Source organism: Xanthomarina maritima (assembly GCF_008084905.1).
GTDB lineage: Bacteria > Bacteroidota > Bacteroidia > Flavobacteriales > Flavobacteriaceae > Xanthomarina > Xanthomarina maritima.
Map to the genome: position 1 here is coordinate 176725 of NZ_VSFC01000002.1, position 13701 is coordinate 190425.

Consider the following 13701-nt stretch of genomic DNA (forward strand, 5'->3'; position numbering starts at 1 on the left):
TGAAATGAAAAACTTTTTCTCAAACTTTAAAGGTGATGCCTTTGGTGGTATTACAGCAGGAATAGTTGCTTTACCTTTAGCTTTGGCTTTTGGTGTATCTTCTGGTTTAGGCCCAAGTGCTGGTCTTTATGGAGCCATTTTCTTGAGCTTTTTTGCTGCATTTTTTGGTGGAACTAATACACAAATTTCTGGTCCTACTGCACCATTAACAGCAGTAAGTATGGTTTTAATCTCTGGACTTCTTGCTTTAAATGAAGGTGATGTTAGCAAATCGCTTCCAATTATTTTAGCCGTTTTTATTTTAGCTGGTGTCATGCAGGTTGCTCTAGGTCTTTTTGGTTTTGGGAAATATATAAAATACATACCATATCCTGTAATTTCAGGATTTATGACAGCTATTGGACTAATTATATTAATCACACAAATACTACCTGCCATTGGTTATTATCCAGGTGAAGATGTAGAATTAGTCAATCAATACAAGCCACAAGCTGAAGAAATGATTCTAAAAGACATTCTAAAAGAAGAAACGAATGAAGGTATTTTAGTTTTGAAAAACTTCAATGAAACCAACAATCGAGCGCAGCAAATAACTGAAGAAGACATTTTAAAAGAGTCTCAAATATTAGCAGGAAATTCAGCTACAAGTGCTTTAGGGTCTGTAAAAGCTATTCCAAGAGCCTTACAGCACATTAATTGGTTAGAACTCCTATTAGCACTAGGTACAATCTTTATTATTTATGCCTTTAAACGCATTACAAAAGTAATTCCTAGCACACTTGTAGCACTTATTATTATGTCTGGAATTGCAGTAGGTTTTGGCTTAAATTATAGACCTATTGAAGAAATTCCTGGAGGTTTTCCTATTCCTAATTTAAGAATCTTTACAGAATTTAATTTTGGGAATCTTTCACCTTATATTTTTACAGCATTTACTCTTGCCATTCTTGGAGCTATAGATTCATTATTAACTAGTGTTGTTGCAGATAATGTTACTAAAACAAGACACAATCCAAACAAAGAACTTATTGGACAAGGAATTGGGAATAGTATTGCTGGTTTATTTGGAGGATTACCAGGAGCTGGAGCCACCATTAGAACCGTTGTAAATATTAATGCTGGAGGAAAAACAAGGCTTTCAGGAATGATCTCTGGTGTGATGTTGTTATTAATCCTTCTTTTATTAGGTCCCGTAGCCTCTCAAATCCCAGCTGCAGTTTTAGCAGGAATACTCATTACTGTTGGTATTGGTGTTATGGATTACAAAGGACTAAAAGCCATACCTAGCATGCCAAAAGACATGAAAATTGGTCCAATAAAAATAAGTTCAGAAGTGCTAATCATGATAGTAGTATTACTACTTTCTACTTTTTGGAATCTAGTATATGCTGTAGGTATTGGGTTAGTAATTGCATCTTTAATGTTTATGAAAAAAATTGGAGATCTTACATCAAAACGTTCTGATCTTAAATCATTAGCTAATGAAAAAGCTTGGGATGATGAAGCCAATTTTCCTGATTATTTAAAACAAGAAGTGTTTATAAAACATATAAAAGGGCCTTTATTCTTTGGTACTACAAGCGATTTCCAAATTCTTGCTGATCAAATTCCTAAAACAGCATCTACAGTCATTATTAGAACTGGAAGAATGGCATATATTGATCAATCTGGTTTATACGCTTTAGAAGATGTTTTAATCGATTTAAAAAAGAAAAACATAAATATTTTAATTGTTGGTTTATTAGAACAACCAAGATATTTAATGGAACGTATAGATATTATTCCAGGTTTAATCCCTGAAGAATACTTGTTTGCTAATTTTAACGATTGTTTAAAATGGGTTAAAGCAAACGTTAAAAACAAAGTCTAACTCTACTAAAAAAGCTACTTAATAAGTGGCTTTTTTTAATTTACATTTTCAGGGTTTTCTTGTTCTGAATTATTTTCTTCATTACCTGGTTCTACATTTACAATACTTGGAAAAATCATTGGTGCTAAAGTTTTAACAGGCTTATAAAGTGTGGAATCCTCTATATTATCTTCATCAACAAAAAGAATGGTTTTATTCATTTTATCAAAAATAATTAATACTATACTTAAAATTAAACCAATTTTTAAAGCTCCAAAAACACCACCTAGTATTTTATTAAATAATCCTAAAGCAGCAAAATCAGCTAATTTGGTTAATGCTTTTCCAGCTAAAGAAATAACTAAAACTATAACAACAAAAGTAATAGCAAAAGCTGTAATGTTTACCGTTTGTTCACTCCAATCTACTTGTTCTACAAGTATTTCTGCAGCATAATTACTAAAATGTATGGCTCCATAAATGCCAGCAATTAATGCAACTAAAGAAGCAATTTCAACAAAAAAACCTTTCAAAACCCCTTTTACCAATCCAAAAAGTAATAAAGCAGCCAAAACAATATCTAAAACATTCATATTAATAGATTTTAAACAAATATAAATTAACTTTGCAACTTTAAAATTATTATGTCAAGAGACGAACAATTAAAACATCGATGGGATTTGATAGTAAGCAAACTATCCAATCAATTTGCCGATGGAGATATGTTAGATTTAGATGCTATTATTTACCTAATTGGTGTACAAGAATTAGGTCAGTTACACAATAAATTTAAAAAAGATCATAAACTAGATCTGATGCATATTGCTATTTGCAGGCTTTTAGAACCTTATGGGTTTTATGAGTTCGATTTTTTTGACGAAGAAGGTTGGCCTCACTATAAAGTAAAAGAACAACTTCCTAGTTTAAAAGCTGGAGAACAAAGTGTTTTAATGAAAGAAGCAATTGTAAGTTATTTTCTAGAAACTCAATTTATAGATTAATCTTAGACCTTACCTTCAAATTATTTTGAAATCACTAAATTTGCACTCATTTTCAACGATATCATGATAGATAAGATAAAAGAACTCATAGCTGAAGCTGAAGCATTTCAAACTCAATCTAAAGAAGAGATTGAAGCTTTCCGTATAAAATATTTAGGTAAAAAAGGCTTGTTAAACGACTTTTTTGCTGAGTTCAAAAATGTAGCAAACGATCAGAAAAAAGAATTTGGTCAGGTTATCAATGCTCTTAAAAAAACGGCTGAAGATAAAGTCAATGTTTTAAAAGAAGAGCTTGAAAGCAAAGAAGAAGTGAAAGGTATTTATGGCGATTTATCTCGTCCTGGAGAGCCTATAGAAATTGGAGCAAGACATCCAATATCTATTGTAAAAAATCAGATTATCGATATCTTTTCTCGTATTGGTTTTAATGTTAGTGAAGGTCCGGAAATCGAAGACGACTGGCACAACTTTACAGCTTTAAACTTGCCAGAATATCATCCTGCAAGAGATATGCAGGATACGTTTTTTATTCAAACCAATCCAGATATTTTATTACGTACACATACTAGTTCGGTTCAGGTGCGTTATATGGAAAACAACAAACCACCAATAAGAACTATATCTCCTGGTCGTGTTTACAGAAACGAAGCTATTTCGGCTCGTTCACATTGCTTCTTTCATCAAGTAGAAGGTTTATATATAGATAAAGATGTGAGTTTTGCAGATTTAAAACAAACCTTACAATATTTCACAACCGAAATGTTTGGAAAATCTAAGATTCGTTTACGTCCTTCGTATTTTCCTTTTACAGAACCAAGCGCAGAAGTAGATGTGTATTGGGGACTTGAAACAGAAATAGATTACAGAATTACTAAAGGAACAGGTTGGTTAGAAATTATGGGGTGTGGGATGGTTGACCCTAATGTTCTTGAAAACTGTGGCATCGACTCTAAAGAATATTCTGGATTTGCTTTTGGAATGGGAATAGACAGAATTGCTATGTTACTTCACCAAATTGGAGATATCCGATTACTTAGTGAAAACGATGTTCGTTTTTTAGAGCAGTTTAAGTCGGCATTATAATTTTGAAAAAAGACATTAAAATTCCTAAGGTAACCGATGTTTACATTGCTGTTGTAAACGAGTATAACGACATCTATAAAACTCAAGATTGGAACGCCTATATTATTAACGATAAAGATGTTGATTTAGAAATGATACTTATTGTAACTTCAGGTTATAATGAGGACAAAATAACCTCAACTTTTAGAAAAAAATTAGAAAAGCTTCCAGCAAAAAGTTATGCTAAAATAGAATTGATGCAAGAAAACTTATTTGCTTTAAATAACACCTTTAAAGTTTCTTTTTTTGAAGGAAACATTATGTATGACAAAACGTTTCTGTTTAGAAAAAACACCATTAATTTAAATGCTTTGCAGCCTATTCCATTAATGGATGTAAAAGGTGTTTTGATGAAATAGCAAATTGATAATATAATTTGTTTACTTCTTTTTTGGGAAAGGTATTAATACAGAAACCTCTCTTTTATATTTTTTAAAAGCTTCAGGTCTGTTTTTTAACATTTGTTTTTCTTTCATAGGTATGGATGCAAATAAAAACATTAAGAGCATACCTATTGATCCTAATGAAGTGTGCCAAGGAGCATTAAAAGCTAATCCCATTCCTAATAATCCAAACCAGAAAAGAATTTCACCTAAATAGTTAGGATTTCGCGAATAAGACCAAATTCCTGTATTTAAAATATCGGCTTTATTTTTAATTTTTCTCTTTCTGAAACCATCTAATTGATTATCTGCAATGTATTCAAAGCATACACCTAAAAATGAAATGAACGCTCCAAAATAAAACAGAAAAGGGTTTTGCAAATCACTAAAATCGAAAACCCAAAATAATGGCCACATCCCTAAAAACACTATTATCGTTGGATAAAGATGAATGGCTAGAAAGTTAATAGGCTGAAAATATTTACCAAATTGATTTCTAAAATTAACATACCTCCAGTCTTCATGATGCCAACCTGAAAATCCTCTTGCCCAACTTAAAGTTAGTCTCCATGACCACAAACTAACTACAATGGCACAAACCCATTGATAGATTTCCCAATTGGACCCTCCAAAATAAAAGAACCAAAAAAGGATAAAAAAGAATGGTATTACACTCCAATAAGCATCGTAAACACTGCTATTCTTTTTAATAAGTGAAAAAACAAAGGTAGCAATTGTCATAACCAAATCGGCATAAAGAAATCTCAAAACAGATTCTTCATGGCCTAATAAATAGTATGAAATCCAGCCTAAAACTCCAATTATAAGATACATAATGGTTACTTCAATAAGGGCCTGAGTTTTTTTGCTCATGTTATTTGAATAAGATTATAATGATTCATTTCAAGGTAGCGATCTTCTAACCAAGAAAGCTTTAAAAGATTTTCAGATGATGATGGTCGTTTGATACTTGCAAATTTGGAAACAATACCTTTTACATATTTGTCTTCATCATGCGTTGCCACAACATTTTTAGGAGCAATGGTATCGCATAAATGCTTTACTCCTTTTAGTCCTGGCGATACTAATCCTCCAAGGAAAAATGGTAGTTTATAATAATTAAAAGGTGTAATTAAGAGTTGAAAAGGAGTTGAGGATTTTATTTGTTCTAAATCTTTGTCGCTAAAATTAAATCCATGTGTAGATACAAAAACACTTTCTTTTCCATCATCGAGAATAAAGGCGTCATAAATAGGATCTATCTTTCTTTTAGTAGCTAAAAATGTAACCTTATGATTATTGATTTTGGTTGTATTATTTTTAGAATCTAACCCTTCTATTTTAGCAGAAGGAAATAACTTCTTTAGTTTTTTCTCCAAAGACTTTGGTCCAATTATATGTTTTGGATTTAATTTTTTAAGCGTTTCTTCATGAAAATGGTCAGGGTACTTTTGAGTAATCAAAATGCTGTCAAAAGCAGGTAAGTCTTTATACGCTATAGGAGGTGTTCTATGCCATTGCATGTTAAACCAGCCAAAATAATCCACTTCAGTTCCTTCCAACCAAGGATCAATCAATATTTTCCAGCCACTCATATCCATAAAAAATGAGTTATCCATATTGAGTCTTTGCAAATATATCATGTTAGCAATCTCTTTTCTTACTGTAAAAATCGAAGTACGGCTAATTTTCTGAGAATATCAATTAGACTAATCCAACTTATCAGCCAATTTTTTAAATGTCATTTTTGGATCTTTTCCTTCATATAAAACTGCATAAACAGCATTTATTATTGGTATTCGAGTTTTCTTTTTATTGGTTTCATTTATTAAATAAGCACTTTTGGTAGCATAATAACCTTCTGCAACCATACTCATTTCCATTTGTGCAGACTTAACCGTATATCCTTTTCCAATCATATTTCCAAACATTCTGTTTCTGGAAAAAACAGAGTAACCAGTTACTAATAAATCGCCTAAATAAGCCGAATTATTAATGTTTCGTTTCATTTTATGAGTTTTCTTTATAAACCGTTTCATTTCCCGAATAGCATTACTCATTAACACACTCTGGAAGTTATCTCCATAACCCAAACCATGTGCAATTCCAGCAGCAATAGCATAAATATTCTTCAACATAACAGCATATTCAGTTCCAATAACGTCGTCGCTAATTTTTGTTTTTATGTAATTACTAGATAATTTATCTGCAATTTCTTGGGCTTTTTTAGCATCTGCACAAGAAATAGTTAAATAAGACAAACGTTCAAGGGCAACTTCTTCGGCATGACAAGGTCCGGCAATTACTGCTATGTTTTTAAATGGGATGTTATAAATATCATGAAAATGTTCTCCTACTAATAAACCAGATTCTGGAATAATTCCTTTTACAGCAGACACAATGGTTTTATTTGAAACATCTGTTGTTAGCTTTTCTAATTCTGAATGCATGAAGGCAGAAGGAATAACAAAAATCAACACATCTGCATAGGCTGCCATTTCATTAATGTCATTACTTAACTTTAATTGATTTAAATGAAACTCGACAGAACTTAAATAACTTGGATTGTGTTGTTCTTTTAAAATGTGTTCTTTAGTATAAACACTTCGCATATACCAACCTACTTCATCTAAATTTTCGCATAACATTTTCACAATAGCTGTTGCCCAACTTCCCGATCCAAAAACAGCATATTTTAATGGCTTATCCATATTTTATCTTAATATTTTAACATCAAAAATACATAAAATTTGAATCTTTCTTGGTAACTAAAATGAAAGCCTCTAATTTTTTGGCACGTGTTTTGAAATTGTTTATTTAGAAATCAAAAAACGAGGACTTATGAAATCGATAAAACTACTTTTAGGATTTGCTTTAATTGCAACACTATTTACAGCTTGTTATACAGACGATGTTTACGTTTCAAATAACAATCCTCCACCACCTCCATCTATTTCATTGAATCAATTATTAAACTCTTACGAGTTGTGGTATGTAGATATCAATGAAACTATTGGTTATGGACAAACGCCTTTCTTACAAATGGCATTTACTATTTCGTTTAGAAATGGCACGTTATACGCTAACAACAATTTAGTAGGTATTGGAAGTCAAGGCAATGGTTTTGGAATTCCAGTTGGAAATTACGATGCTTATGAGACAATTTTAGACGTGTATCACCTAATTGATGGTTTTGAAACATTTGATGTGTATCAAATTAATACAAACACCATTGAATTATACAATCCATATAATGATACCTCTTATTTTTTAAGAGGATATCAACGTTCTAATTTCGATTACGATTTTGTGTTTTACGATAATATTCATTATTTCTTACAAGAATATGAAGCTTGGGAAAAAACTTATACAAGTCTTGCTGGTGAAATAAACGAGTTTGATAACGAAAACTATTTACAGTTTTTAGCTGGTGGAAACGACTCAGAATTTAGATCTTCTCAAGATTATAATATTGGAAATCCTGAAAACATTTATTGGGATTATACTGGAGTTTATGGCGTTGGAAATACAAATAACATGTATTTAAAAACCTTGACTTTAAATTACGATTATTATGGAAATGAATATTTTGATTTGAGAGTTATAAATGATGCTAGAATTGAATTGTTTCATTCATCTTCTGGCACAACTTACGAATTTACTGGTAGAGGTTACATTCAATTTATGAAGAATGAAGAAGGTAAGAAAACCGAAAAACCTAAGATACGTAAATTTAAAAACAGGAAAAAAGAAAACCCTAGAGAAAGTTCTAGAGATTAAATAAAATTTGGTTAGTTAAGTTAGTTAATTGGTAAGAAGCTGTTTGAAGTAAAATTCAAGCAGTTTCTTTTTTCTGGTATGTTTATTGCATTATTAATTTAAAAAAGGTTAAAAAAAATCTTTTTTAACTTTACAATAATTAATAAAACATTTAATACACAGACAATTATGGGATTATTTACATTTATTAAAAATGCAGGAGCAAAAGTTTTTGGGATTGGAAAAACAAATGCTGAAGAAGCTGCCGAAAAGACTGCTGATGCAGCAGCTGTAAAACTGAAACGAGAAACAGCAGCAGCAAATAAATTAAAAGAAACAATAAGCGATTTAGGATTAGAAGTTGAAAACCTGAATGTCTATATAAGTGATGATCAAGCAACAGTTACAGGAGCTGCTTTTAACCAAGCAACCAAAGAAAAAGTGGTTTTAGTAGTTGGAAACTCTAATGGAATTGCTACTGTGGACGACCAAATGACGGTTGAAAATCCGGAACCAGAAGCGCAATTTCATACAGTTATAAGTGGAGATACCTTAGGTAAAATAGCTAAAAAATTCTATGGAAACGCTATGAAGTACCCAGTGATTTTTGAAGCAAATAAGCCAATGCTTAAAAACCCAGATTTAATTTATCCAGGTCAAGTATTACGAATTCCTGCTTTAGATTAAATTATATTCAATTTAGAAAGACATACTAAAAATCTTATAATAAAAGCATTCTAAAAAGGATGCTTTTTTATTTTAATTTAGCCTTTAATACCTTTGTTTACTTGGTAGGCTAACACATAAAACAGATATACTTATTTTGTAATATACTACAAATCAATTAGATGTGTTATTTCGTCCATTAAAAATGTAGTTTTATCCGATTTATATTTTTTAAACGAAAAAACAATCTAAATCATCGAAAATTTATGGTTAATAACATGATTGCATATAGATTTGACCCTATAACCCAAATTTATCATATCATGAAAACTATCAAATTACTATTCTTATTTTTATTATCAATTACAGTTTTAAACTGTAGTACTGAAGAAATTTCTAATCAAGAAATCAACAAGAATCCAAACTTTAGAGTAACAGAAAGCACTTCAAATTTTTCTTTTCGAGAATCATTAGATGAACCTTGTACTTCAACAAGATTAATGGCAGGTCAAAATTATGATGCAGGAACTGTAACTGTTGATACAGATGGTGTAGATTTAATTATACGTTATACCACTAATTCTGATTGGTCAATTAATGCAACTCATTTGAGTATTGGAAACTGTGGCGAGCAAACTATTCCAACAACTGGTGCAGGTAATCCAAAAATTGGACATTTCGAACATGGTACAACACATGCTACTGGTGTGAATATAGTTGAATACTATATTAACAAAGATGCTTTAAACGATTTATATTGTTTTGCAGCACATGCTGTAGTTACAGGTCCAAATGGAGAGGAAACTGCTTGGGCAGAAGGTTTTGATTTTGGAGGAAATAGCTGGGCAATGTATGTAGAAGCTAGACAATCAGATTGCGATGTTAGTGGTACTAATAATTCTGGTCCTGCAAAATAAACATATAAATAACTTTAAGTTTAAAAAAGCCAACTCAAATGAGTTGGCTTTTTATTTATTCTATAGAGTGTATAGACTTATTTATAAAAATTCATTTCATCTAGATATTCCCACACATGTTCTGGTAACATAGGTTTGACATTTTTATTTTCTTTAATAGAATTTCTTATAAAGGTTGAAGAAAGTTCCATAATTGGTGCATGGACATGATGTATTTTTTTATGTCCATCAAATTGCGTTTCTACTTTTCCTTCAGACAAACGTGGATAGACATACACATCATGATTTTCCAGAATCAATTCATAATTTTTCCATTTATGAAAACTTTTTAAATTGTCTTCTCCCATAATTAAACAGAACTCGTAATCTGGAAATTTTTCTTCTAAATGTACTAGAGTATTTATGGTGTAATTTGGTTGAGGCAAGTTAAACTCAATATCGCTTGGACTTAAAGTATCGTAATCTTTTGTTGCTCTATATACCATTTCTAAACGTTGATAATTATCAAGTAAAGAACTTTTCTTTTTAAACGGATTATGAGGTGTAACTACAAACCAGATTTTATCTAAATTACTATGTTCTACCATATGATTGGCAATAACCAAATGTCCAATATGAATAGGGTTGAATGAGCCAAAATAGAGTCCGATTTTCATAATTTATTTTTTCTCTTCAACAAAATTACCAACCAAAGCTTTAGCTTCTTTAAGTGCTTTCTCTAGATTATCGTTTTCAATAATAACGTCGAATAAAGGAGCTGTAGCAAGTTCAGCTGAAGCTTTAGCTATTCTCATATTAATTTTATCTGCACTTTCGGTTTGACGCTTTTTCAATCTTATTTTAAGTTCGTCAATACTTGGAGGTTTCACAAATACAGCAAGAGTTTCGTTTGGATATTTTCTTTTAATACGCAAACCTCCAGAAACATCAATATCAAAAATAACATGTTTCCCTCTTGCCCAAATGCGTTCCACTTCGGTTTTTAAAGTGCCGTAAAAATTATCGCGATAGACTTCTTCCCATTCCAAAAATTCGTCATTCTTAATTTTACTTTTAAATTCTGAAGCCGACAAAAAATAATAGTCTTTTCCATGAATTTCTTTACCTCGTTTTTCTCTGGAAGTTGCCGAAATAGAGAATTCTAAATTTAATTTGTCTTGTTTTAAAAGGTGTCTTACAATGGTTGTTTTTCCAGAACCTGAAGGTGCAGAAAACACAATGAGTTTCCCTTTTTTTAAATTGATGTTTGTCACTTAATATATTTTTATTGAAAACACTTATAATATTACTTTATAATTTACTAAAGCACATTTAATAATTGCTCTTTAATCTTTTCAAGTTCATCTTTCATTTGAACTACTAGCTTTTGCATTGGTGCATAATTACTTTTAGATCCAATGGTGTTTATTTCCCTTCCAATTTCTTGTCCAATAAACCCCAATTTTTTTCCATTCGAATCGTCTGAGCTTAAGGCAGAATTAAAATAATCTAAATGATTTTTTAAACGTACTTTTTCTTCAGTAATGTCAAATTTCTCAATGTAAAACATAAGTTCCTGTTCAAACCTGTTTTCATCTACTTTTTCTTTTAATTCTTCAACACCTTTACGTAATCGCTCTCTTACTCCATTTATTCTTTCAGGATCCAATTCAATTACTTGTTCAAGTAGAACTTCAATATTCTTTAATCGAATTCTAAAATCAGCTTCAAGCGCTTTTCCTTCATCTAGTCTATAAGTATCTATGTTTTTTAAAGCTACATTTACTTCGCTTAAAATTGATTTCCACTCGTCTTCATCTATATCGTCACGTTCTGTATTTAATGCATCAGGAAAACGAACAGCCATTTTTAAAAGCTCTGTTTCATCTCCATCTACAACCTCTTTTAATTGTTTTATATATTGTTTAACAACACTTTTATTTAATTGGGTTGTGGTTTCTTCACCAGTCATTTCAACATAAATTGAAAAATCTATTTTACCTCTTTCTAATTCATTGGCAATAAGCTTTCTTAAACTAAGTTCTTTTTCTCTGTAGATAGATGGCATTCTGGCATTCAAATCTAGGTTTTTACTGTTAAGTGATTTTATTTCAATCGTAATTTTTTTGGTTGGCAATTGCAAAACAGATTTGCCGTAACCTGTCATTGAGTGTATCATAAACTTATTTTATAGTTGTACAAAGGTAGTTAAAACTGAGAGCTTAGAAAATACTAATTTTATTATTCATGCATAGTAAGATTATGTAGTTTTGTGTTAATAAAAAAATAATTCTATATGTATACAAAACAGTTTGAAATTAGATGGAGTGATGTGGATGCGAATAGGCATTTAGCAAATAGTGCTTATACTAATTTTATGAGTCATACCAGGATGGCTTTTTTTATAGAAAAAGAATTTGATATGAAGACTTTAGAAGTATATAATTTAAGCCCTGTAGTTTTTTATGAGCATATGTATTATTTTAAAGAGGCTTTTTTAGGACAATCAATAACTGTTAGTTTAGAAGTTACTGGTTTAAGCGAAGACGGTATGTTTTTTAGATTCGACCACAATTTTTACAACGAAAAAGGAGAAAACATAGCACATTGTGAAATGATTGGAGCTTGGATTAATTTTTCTACTAGAAAACTAATTGGATTACCTAAAAACTTATTAGAAAAGGAAAATACCTTTCCTAAATCTGAAAATTTTAAAATATTAACTAAAGAAGACACTAGGGTTGCAGATAAAATGCCTGTTCATTTAACGACTTAATTTGGGTCTTTTAGTAACCAAATAAACTCCTGTAAAAATTAATGTCGCAGCAATAACCTTAACTATATTCATAGTATCACTTCCTATAAGCAAAGCAAAAATACTAGCAATTACTGGTTGTATATATAAAAACGTACTCACAGTTGACGCTTTTAAATGTCTTAAAGCAATAGGGTTTAATAAGTAAGTGAAAAAAGTAGCTCCTATTACTACAAATAATACTGAAAATAGAATATAAGGCGTAAAAGAGGACCAAACAACTTGCGAGAATTCGCCATATCCAAAAGGGAAAACTAATATCAATCCAAATAAAAACAACCATTTTATAAAAGCTAGTGGATAATATTTTTGGGTAAGCTTTTTAATGATTATTAAGTAAATACTATAAGAAACTGCATTTATAAAAACCAATAAATTTCCTAATAGAATATTGTCTCCTGCTTGAGCCGATTTTCCATAAACCGATAACACAATAGCTCCTAAAAAACCAAGAAGAATGCCAACAATTTTTAATCCTGTAATTCTTTCTTTTAAAAAGAATGCCGATAAAACCAGTACCACAATAGGCACAACAGTCATAATTACTGAAGCATGAATAGGCGTTGTATATTCTAAGCCTTTAAAGAAAGTTAGCATGTTTAAGGCAATCCCAAATATGGAGGCAAAAAACAAAATCAGAAAGTCTTTGCGTGCAATTTTTTGTTTAGGTGTAAATAGGCTTAAAACCCAAAATAATATAGCAGCTCCTAATACTCTAAGAAAGATAAAACCAAAAGGTCTTATAAAGCCTTCGTCAATAACATCGTTAGCAAATGTAAAGGTAAAGCCATAGATAACTTGAACCAAAAACACACCAATTAAGGCAAAGATTCTGGTTTTATCCATGTATCATTTGTTTGGCATGTTCGATTACTTTTTTAGAATTCCCAATAAAAATATGATTGTTAAAAATAATTACTGGTCTACTTAAAAAGGTATAATGTTCAAGAAGATAATGTTTATAATCTGGTTCTTTAAGGTTCTGGTTTTTTAAATCCATTTCTTTATATAGCTTCGCTCTTTTACTAAAAAGTGCTTCATAAGTTCCTGCCAGCTGTTTCATTATATCAAGCTGTTTTACAGTTATTTCTTCACTTTTAATATCTTGTAAAACAAAGTCTGAGGACAAGTTTAACTCTTCTAATATACGCAAACAGGTATTGCAAGTTTTTAAGTAGTAAACCTTTTTCATTTTATGCTCATGAAAATG

The 13701-nt window shown here is 30.7% G+C and carries 17 protein-coding genes; 8 read left to right on the top strand and 9 right to left on the bottom strand.

The genetic code is table 11. The features are described from left to right. The first annotated feature begins 4 nt into the window (after nt 1–4). Complete coding sequence (locus FVF61_RS00805) at nt 5–1870, top strand: SulP family inorganic anion transporter (RefSeq protein ID WP_148452252.1); 1866 nt, start codon at nt 5–7, stop codon at nt 1868–1870. A gap of 35 nt (nt 1871–1905) precedes the next feature. On the opposite strand, the gene FVF61_RS00810 is transcribed toward FVF61_RS00805, so the two are convergent. Next, the gene (locus FVF61_RS00810; RefSeq protein ID WP_148452254.1) at nt 1906–2442 is read right to left on the bottom strand and encodes a CvpA family protein; all 537 of its coding nucleotides are present in this window, start codon (nt 2440–2442) and stop codon (nt 1906–1908) included. A 51-nt stretch (nt 2443–2493) separates the two neighbouring features. On the opposite strand from FVF61_RS00810, the gene FVF61_RS00815 reads away from it, so the two are divergent. The 3 genes from FVF61_RS00815 to FVF61_RS00825 all read left to right on the top strand — a co-directional run bounded on the left by FVF61_RS00815 (nt 2494) and on the right by FVF61_RS00825 (nt 4331). Beyond that, nucleotides 2494–2850 (top strand): hypothetical protein, encoded by a 357-nt coding sequence (locus FVF61_RS00815; RefSeq protein ID WP_148452256.1) that lies wholly within the window; start codon nt 2494–2496, stop codon nt 2848–2850. A gap of 63 nt (nt 2851–2913) precedes the next feature. Beyond that, nucleotides 2914–3933 carry a phenylalanine--tRNA ligase subunit alpha gene (pheS, locus tag FVF61_RS00820; protein WP_148452258.1) on the top strand — a complete coding sequence of 340 codons (1020 nt, stop codon included), beginning with the start codon at nt 2914–2916 and terminating at the stop codon, nt 3931–3933. A gap of 2 nt (nt 3934–3935) precedes the next feature. Next, nucleotides 3936–4331, top strand: coding sequence for a hypothetical protein (locus FVF61_RS00825; RefSeq protein WP_148452260.1), 396 nt, complete (start codon nt 3936–3938; stop codon nt 4329–4331). Nucleotides 4332–4352: 21 nt separating this feature from the next. Here the strand turns inward: FVF61_RS00825 and FVF61_RS00830 are convergent, their stop codons facing one another. The 3 genes from FVF61_RS00830 to FVF61_RS00840 form a co-directional block, all read right to left on the bottom strand. Next, nucleotides 4353–5228, bottom strand: a complete 876-nt coding sequence (locus FVF61_RS00830) for a DUF1295 domain-containing protein (protein ID WP_148452262.1) — start codon at nt 5226–5228, stop codon at nt 4353–4355. Continuing rightward, on the bottom strand, nt 5225–5974 hold the full coding sequence (locus tag FVF61_RS00835; RefSeq protein ID WP_158635168.1) for an MBL fold metallo-hydrolase: 750 nt from the start codon (nt 5972–5974) through the stop codon (nt 5225–5227). The genes FVF61_RS00830 and FVF61_RS00835 overlap by 4 nt, the downstream gene beginning before the upstream one ends. Nucleotides 5975–6064: 90 nt before the next feature. Further along, nucleotides 6065–7066 (bottom strand): NAD(P)H-dependent glycerol-3-phosphate dehydrogenase, encoded by a 1002-nt coding sequence (locus FVF61_RS00840; RefSeq protein ID WP_148452266.1) that lies wholly within the window; start codon nt 7064–7066, stop codon nt 6065–6067. Nucleotides 7067–7196: 130 nt separating this feature from the next. Here FVF61_RS00840 and FVF61_RS00845 point away from each other — a divergent pair, with 130 nt between their 5' ends. From FVF61_RS00845 to FVF61_RS00855, 3 genes are all read left to right on the top strand, one after another. After that, nucleotides 7197–8135 carry a nicotinic acid mononucleotide adenyltransferase gene (locus FVF61_RS00845; protein WP_148452268.1) on the top strand — a complete coding sequence of 313 codons (939 nt, stop codon included), beginning with the start codon at nt 7197–7199 and terminating at the stop codon, nt 8133–8135. Nucleotides 8136–8303: 168 nt separating this feature from the next. Then, the gene (gene lysM / locus FVF61_RS00850; RefSeq protein WP_148452269.1) at nt 8304–8801 is read left to right on the top strand and encodes a peptidoglycan-binding protein LysM; all 498 of its coding nucleotides are present in this window, start codon (nt 8304–8306) and stop codon (nt 8799–8801) included. A gap of 302 nt (nt 8802–9103) precedes the next feature. Then, nucleotides 9104–9697 carry a hypothetical protein gene (locus tag FVF61_RS00855; protein ID WP_148452271.1) on the top strand — a complete coding sequence of 198 codons (594 nt, stop codon included), beginning with the start codon at nt 9104–9106 and terminating at the stop codon, nt 9695–9697. 77 nt (nt 9698–9774) lie between these two features. Here FVF61_RS00855 and nadD read toward each other — a convergent pair whose 3' ends face one another. From nadD to FVF61_RS00870, 3 genes are read right to left on the bottom strand one after another with little or no spacing between them, the layout of a single operon-like run. Next, complete coding sequence (gene nadD, locus FVF61_RS00860; RefSeq protein ID WP_148452273.1) at nt 9775–10353, bottom strand: nicotinate (nicotinamide) nucleotide adenylyltransferase; 579 nt, start codon at nt 10351–10353, stop codon at nt 9775–9777. Nucleotides 10354–10356: 3 nt separating this feature from the next. After that, nucleotides 10357–10950, bottom strand: coding sequence for a guanylate kinase (gene gmk, locus FVF61_RS00865; RefSeq protein WP_148452275.1), 594 nt, complete (start codon nt 10948–10950; stop codon nt 10357–10359). A 47-nt stretch (nt 10951–10997) separates the two neighbouring features. Continuing rightward, nucleotides 10998–11855 (bottom strand): YicC/YloC family endoribonuclease, encoded by an 858-nt coding sequence (locus FVF61_RS00870; RefSeq protein ID WP_148452277.1) that lies wholly within the window; start codon nt 11853–11855, stop codon nt 10998–11000. Nucleotides 11856–11972: 117 nt separating this feature from the next. Here FVF61_RS00870 and FVF61_RS00875 point away from each other — a divergent pair, with 117 nt between their 5' ends. Next, entirely contained in the window at nt 11973–12452 is a 480-nt protein-coding gene (locus tag FVF61_RS00875) for an acyl-CoA thioesterase (RefSeq protein ID WP_148452279.1), read from the top strand. Here the strand turns inward: FVF61_RS00875 and FVF61_RS00880 are convergent. Then, the gene (locus FVF61_RS00880; RefSeq protein ID WP_148452281.1) at nt 12441–13337 is read right to left on the bottom strand and encodes a DMT family transporter; all 897 of its coding nucleotides are present in this window, start codon (nt 13335–13337) and stop codon (nt 12441–12443) included. The genes FVF61_RS00875 and FVF61_RS00880 overlap by 12 nt on opposite strands. After that, a complete protein-coding gene (locus FVF61_RS00885) occupies nt 13330–13683 on the bottom strand; it encodes an arsenate reductase family protein (protein ID WP_148452283.1) in 354 nt (117 codons plus the stop codon). Before FVF61_RS00885 ends, FVF61_RS00880 begins: the two co-directional genes overlap by 8 nt. Nucleotides 13684–13701: the final 18 nt, after the last annotated feature.

Coding starts and splice junctions, on each gene's coding strand:
- FVF61_RS00835 (WP_158635168.1), bottom strand. CDS start 5,974: ATGGATAACTCATTTTTTATGGATATGAGTGGCTGGAAAATATTGATT.
- FVF61_RS00815 (WP_148452256.1), top strand. CDS start 2,494: ATGTCAAGAGACGAACAATTAAAACATCGATGGGATTTGATAGTAAGC.
- FVF61_RS00845 (WP_148452268.1), top strand. CDS start 7,197: ATGAAATCGATAAAACTACTTTTAGGATTTGCTTTAATTGCAACACTA.
- FVF61_RS00855 (WP_148452271.1), top strand. CDS start 9,104: ATGAAAACTATCAAATTACTATTCTTATTTTTATTATCAATTACAGTT.
- FVF61_RS00805 (WP_148452252.1), top strand. CDS start 5: ATGAAAAACTTTTTCTCAAACTTTAAAGGTGATGCCTTTGGTGGTATT.
- FVF61_RS00880 (WP_148452281.1), bottom strand. CDS start 13,337: ATGGATAAAACCAGAATCTTTGCCTTAATTGGTGTGTTTTTGGTTCAA.
- lysM (WP_148452269.1), top strand. CDS start 8,304: ATGGGATTATTTACATTTATTAAAAATGCAGGAGCAAAAGTTTTTGGG.
- FVF61_RS00810 (WP_148452254.1), bottom strand. CDS start 2,442: ATGAATGTTTTAGATATTGTTTTGGCTGCTTTATTACTTTTTGGATTG.
- FVF61_RS00830 (WP_148452262.1), bottom strand. CDS start 5,228: ATGAGCAAAAAAACTCAGGCCCTTATTGAAGTAACCATTATGTATCTT.
- FVF61_RS00875 (WP_148452279.1), top strand. CDS start 11,973: ATGTATACAAAACAGTTTGAAATTAGATGGAGTGATGTGGATGCGAAT.
- FVF61_RS00870 (WP_148452277.1), bottom strand. CDS start 11,855: ATGATACACTCAATGACAGGTTACGGCAAATCTGTTTTGCAATTGCCA.
- nadD (WP_148452273.1), bottom strand. CDS start 10,353: ATGAAAATCGGACTCTATTTTGGCTCATTCAACCCTATTCATATTGGA.
- FVF61_RS00840 (WP_148452266.1), bottom strand. CDS start 7,066: ATGGATAAGCCATTAAAATATGCTGTTTTTGGATCGGGAAGTTGGGCA.
- pheS (WP_148452258.1), top strand. CDS start 2,914: ATGATAGATAAGATAAAAGAACTCATAGCTGAAGCTGAAGCATTTCAA.
- FVF61_RS00885 (WP_148452283.1), bottom strand. CDS start 13,683: ATGAAAAAGGTTTACTACTTAAAAACTTGCAATACCTGTTTGCGTATA.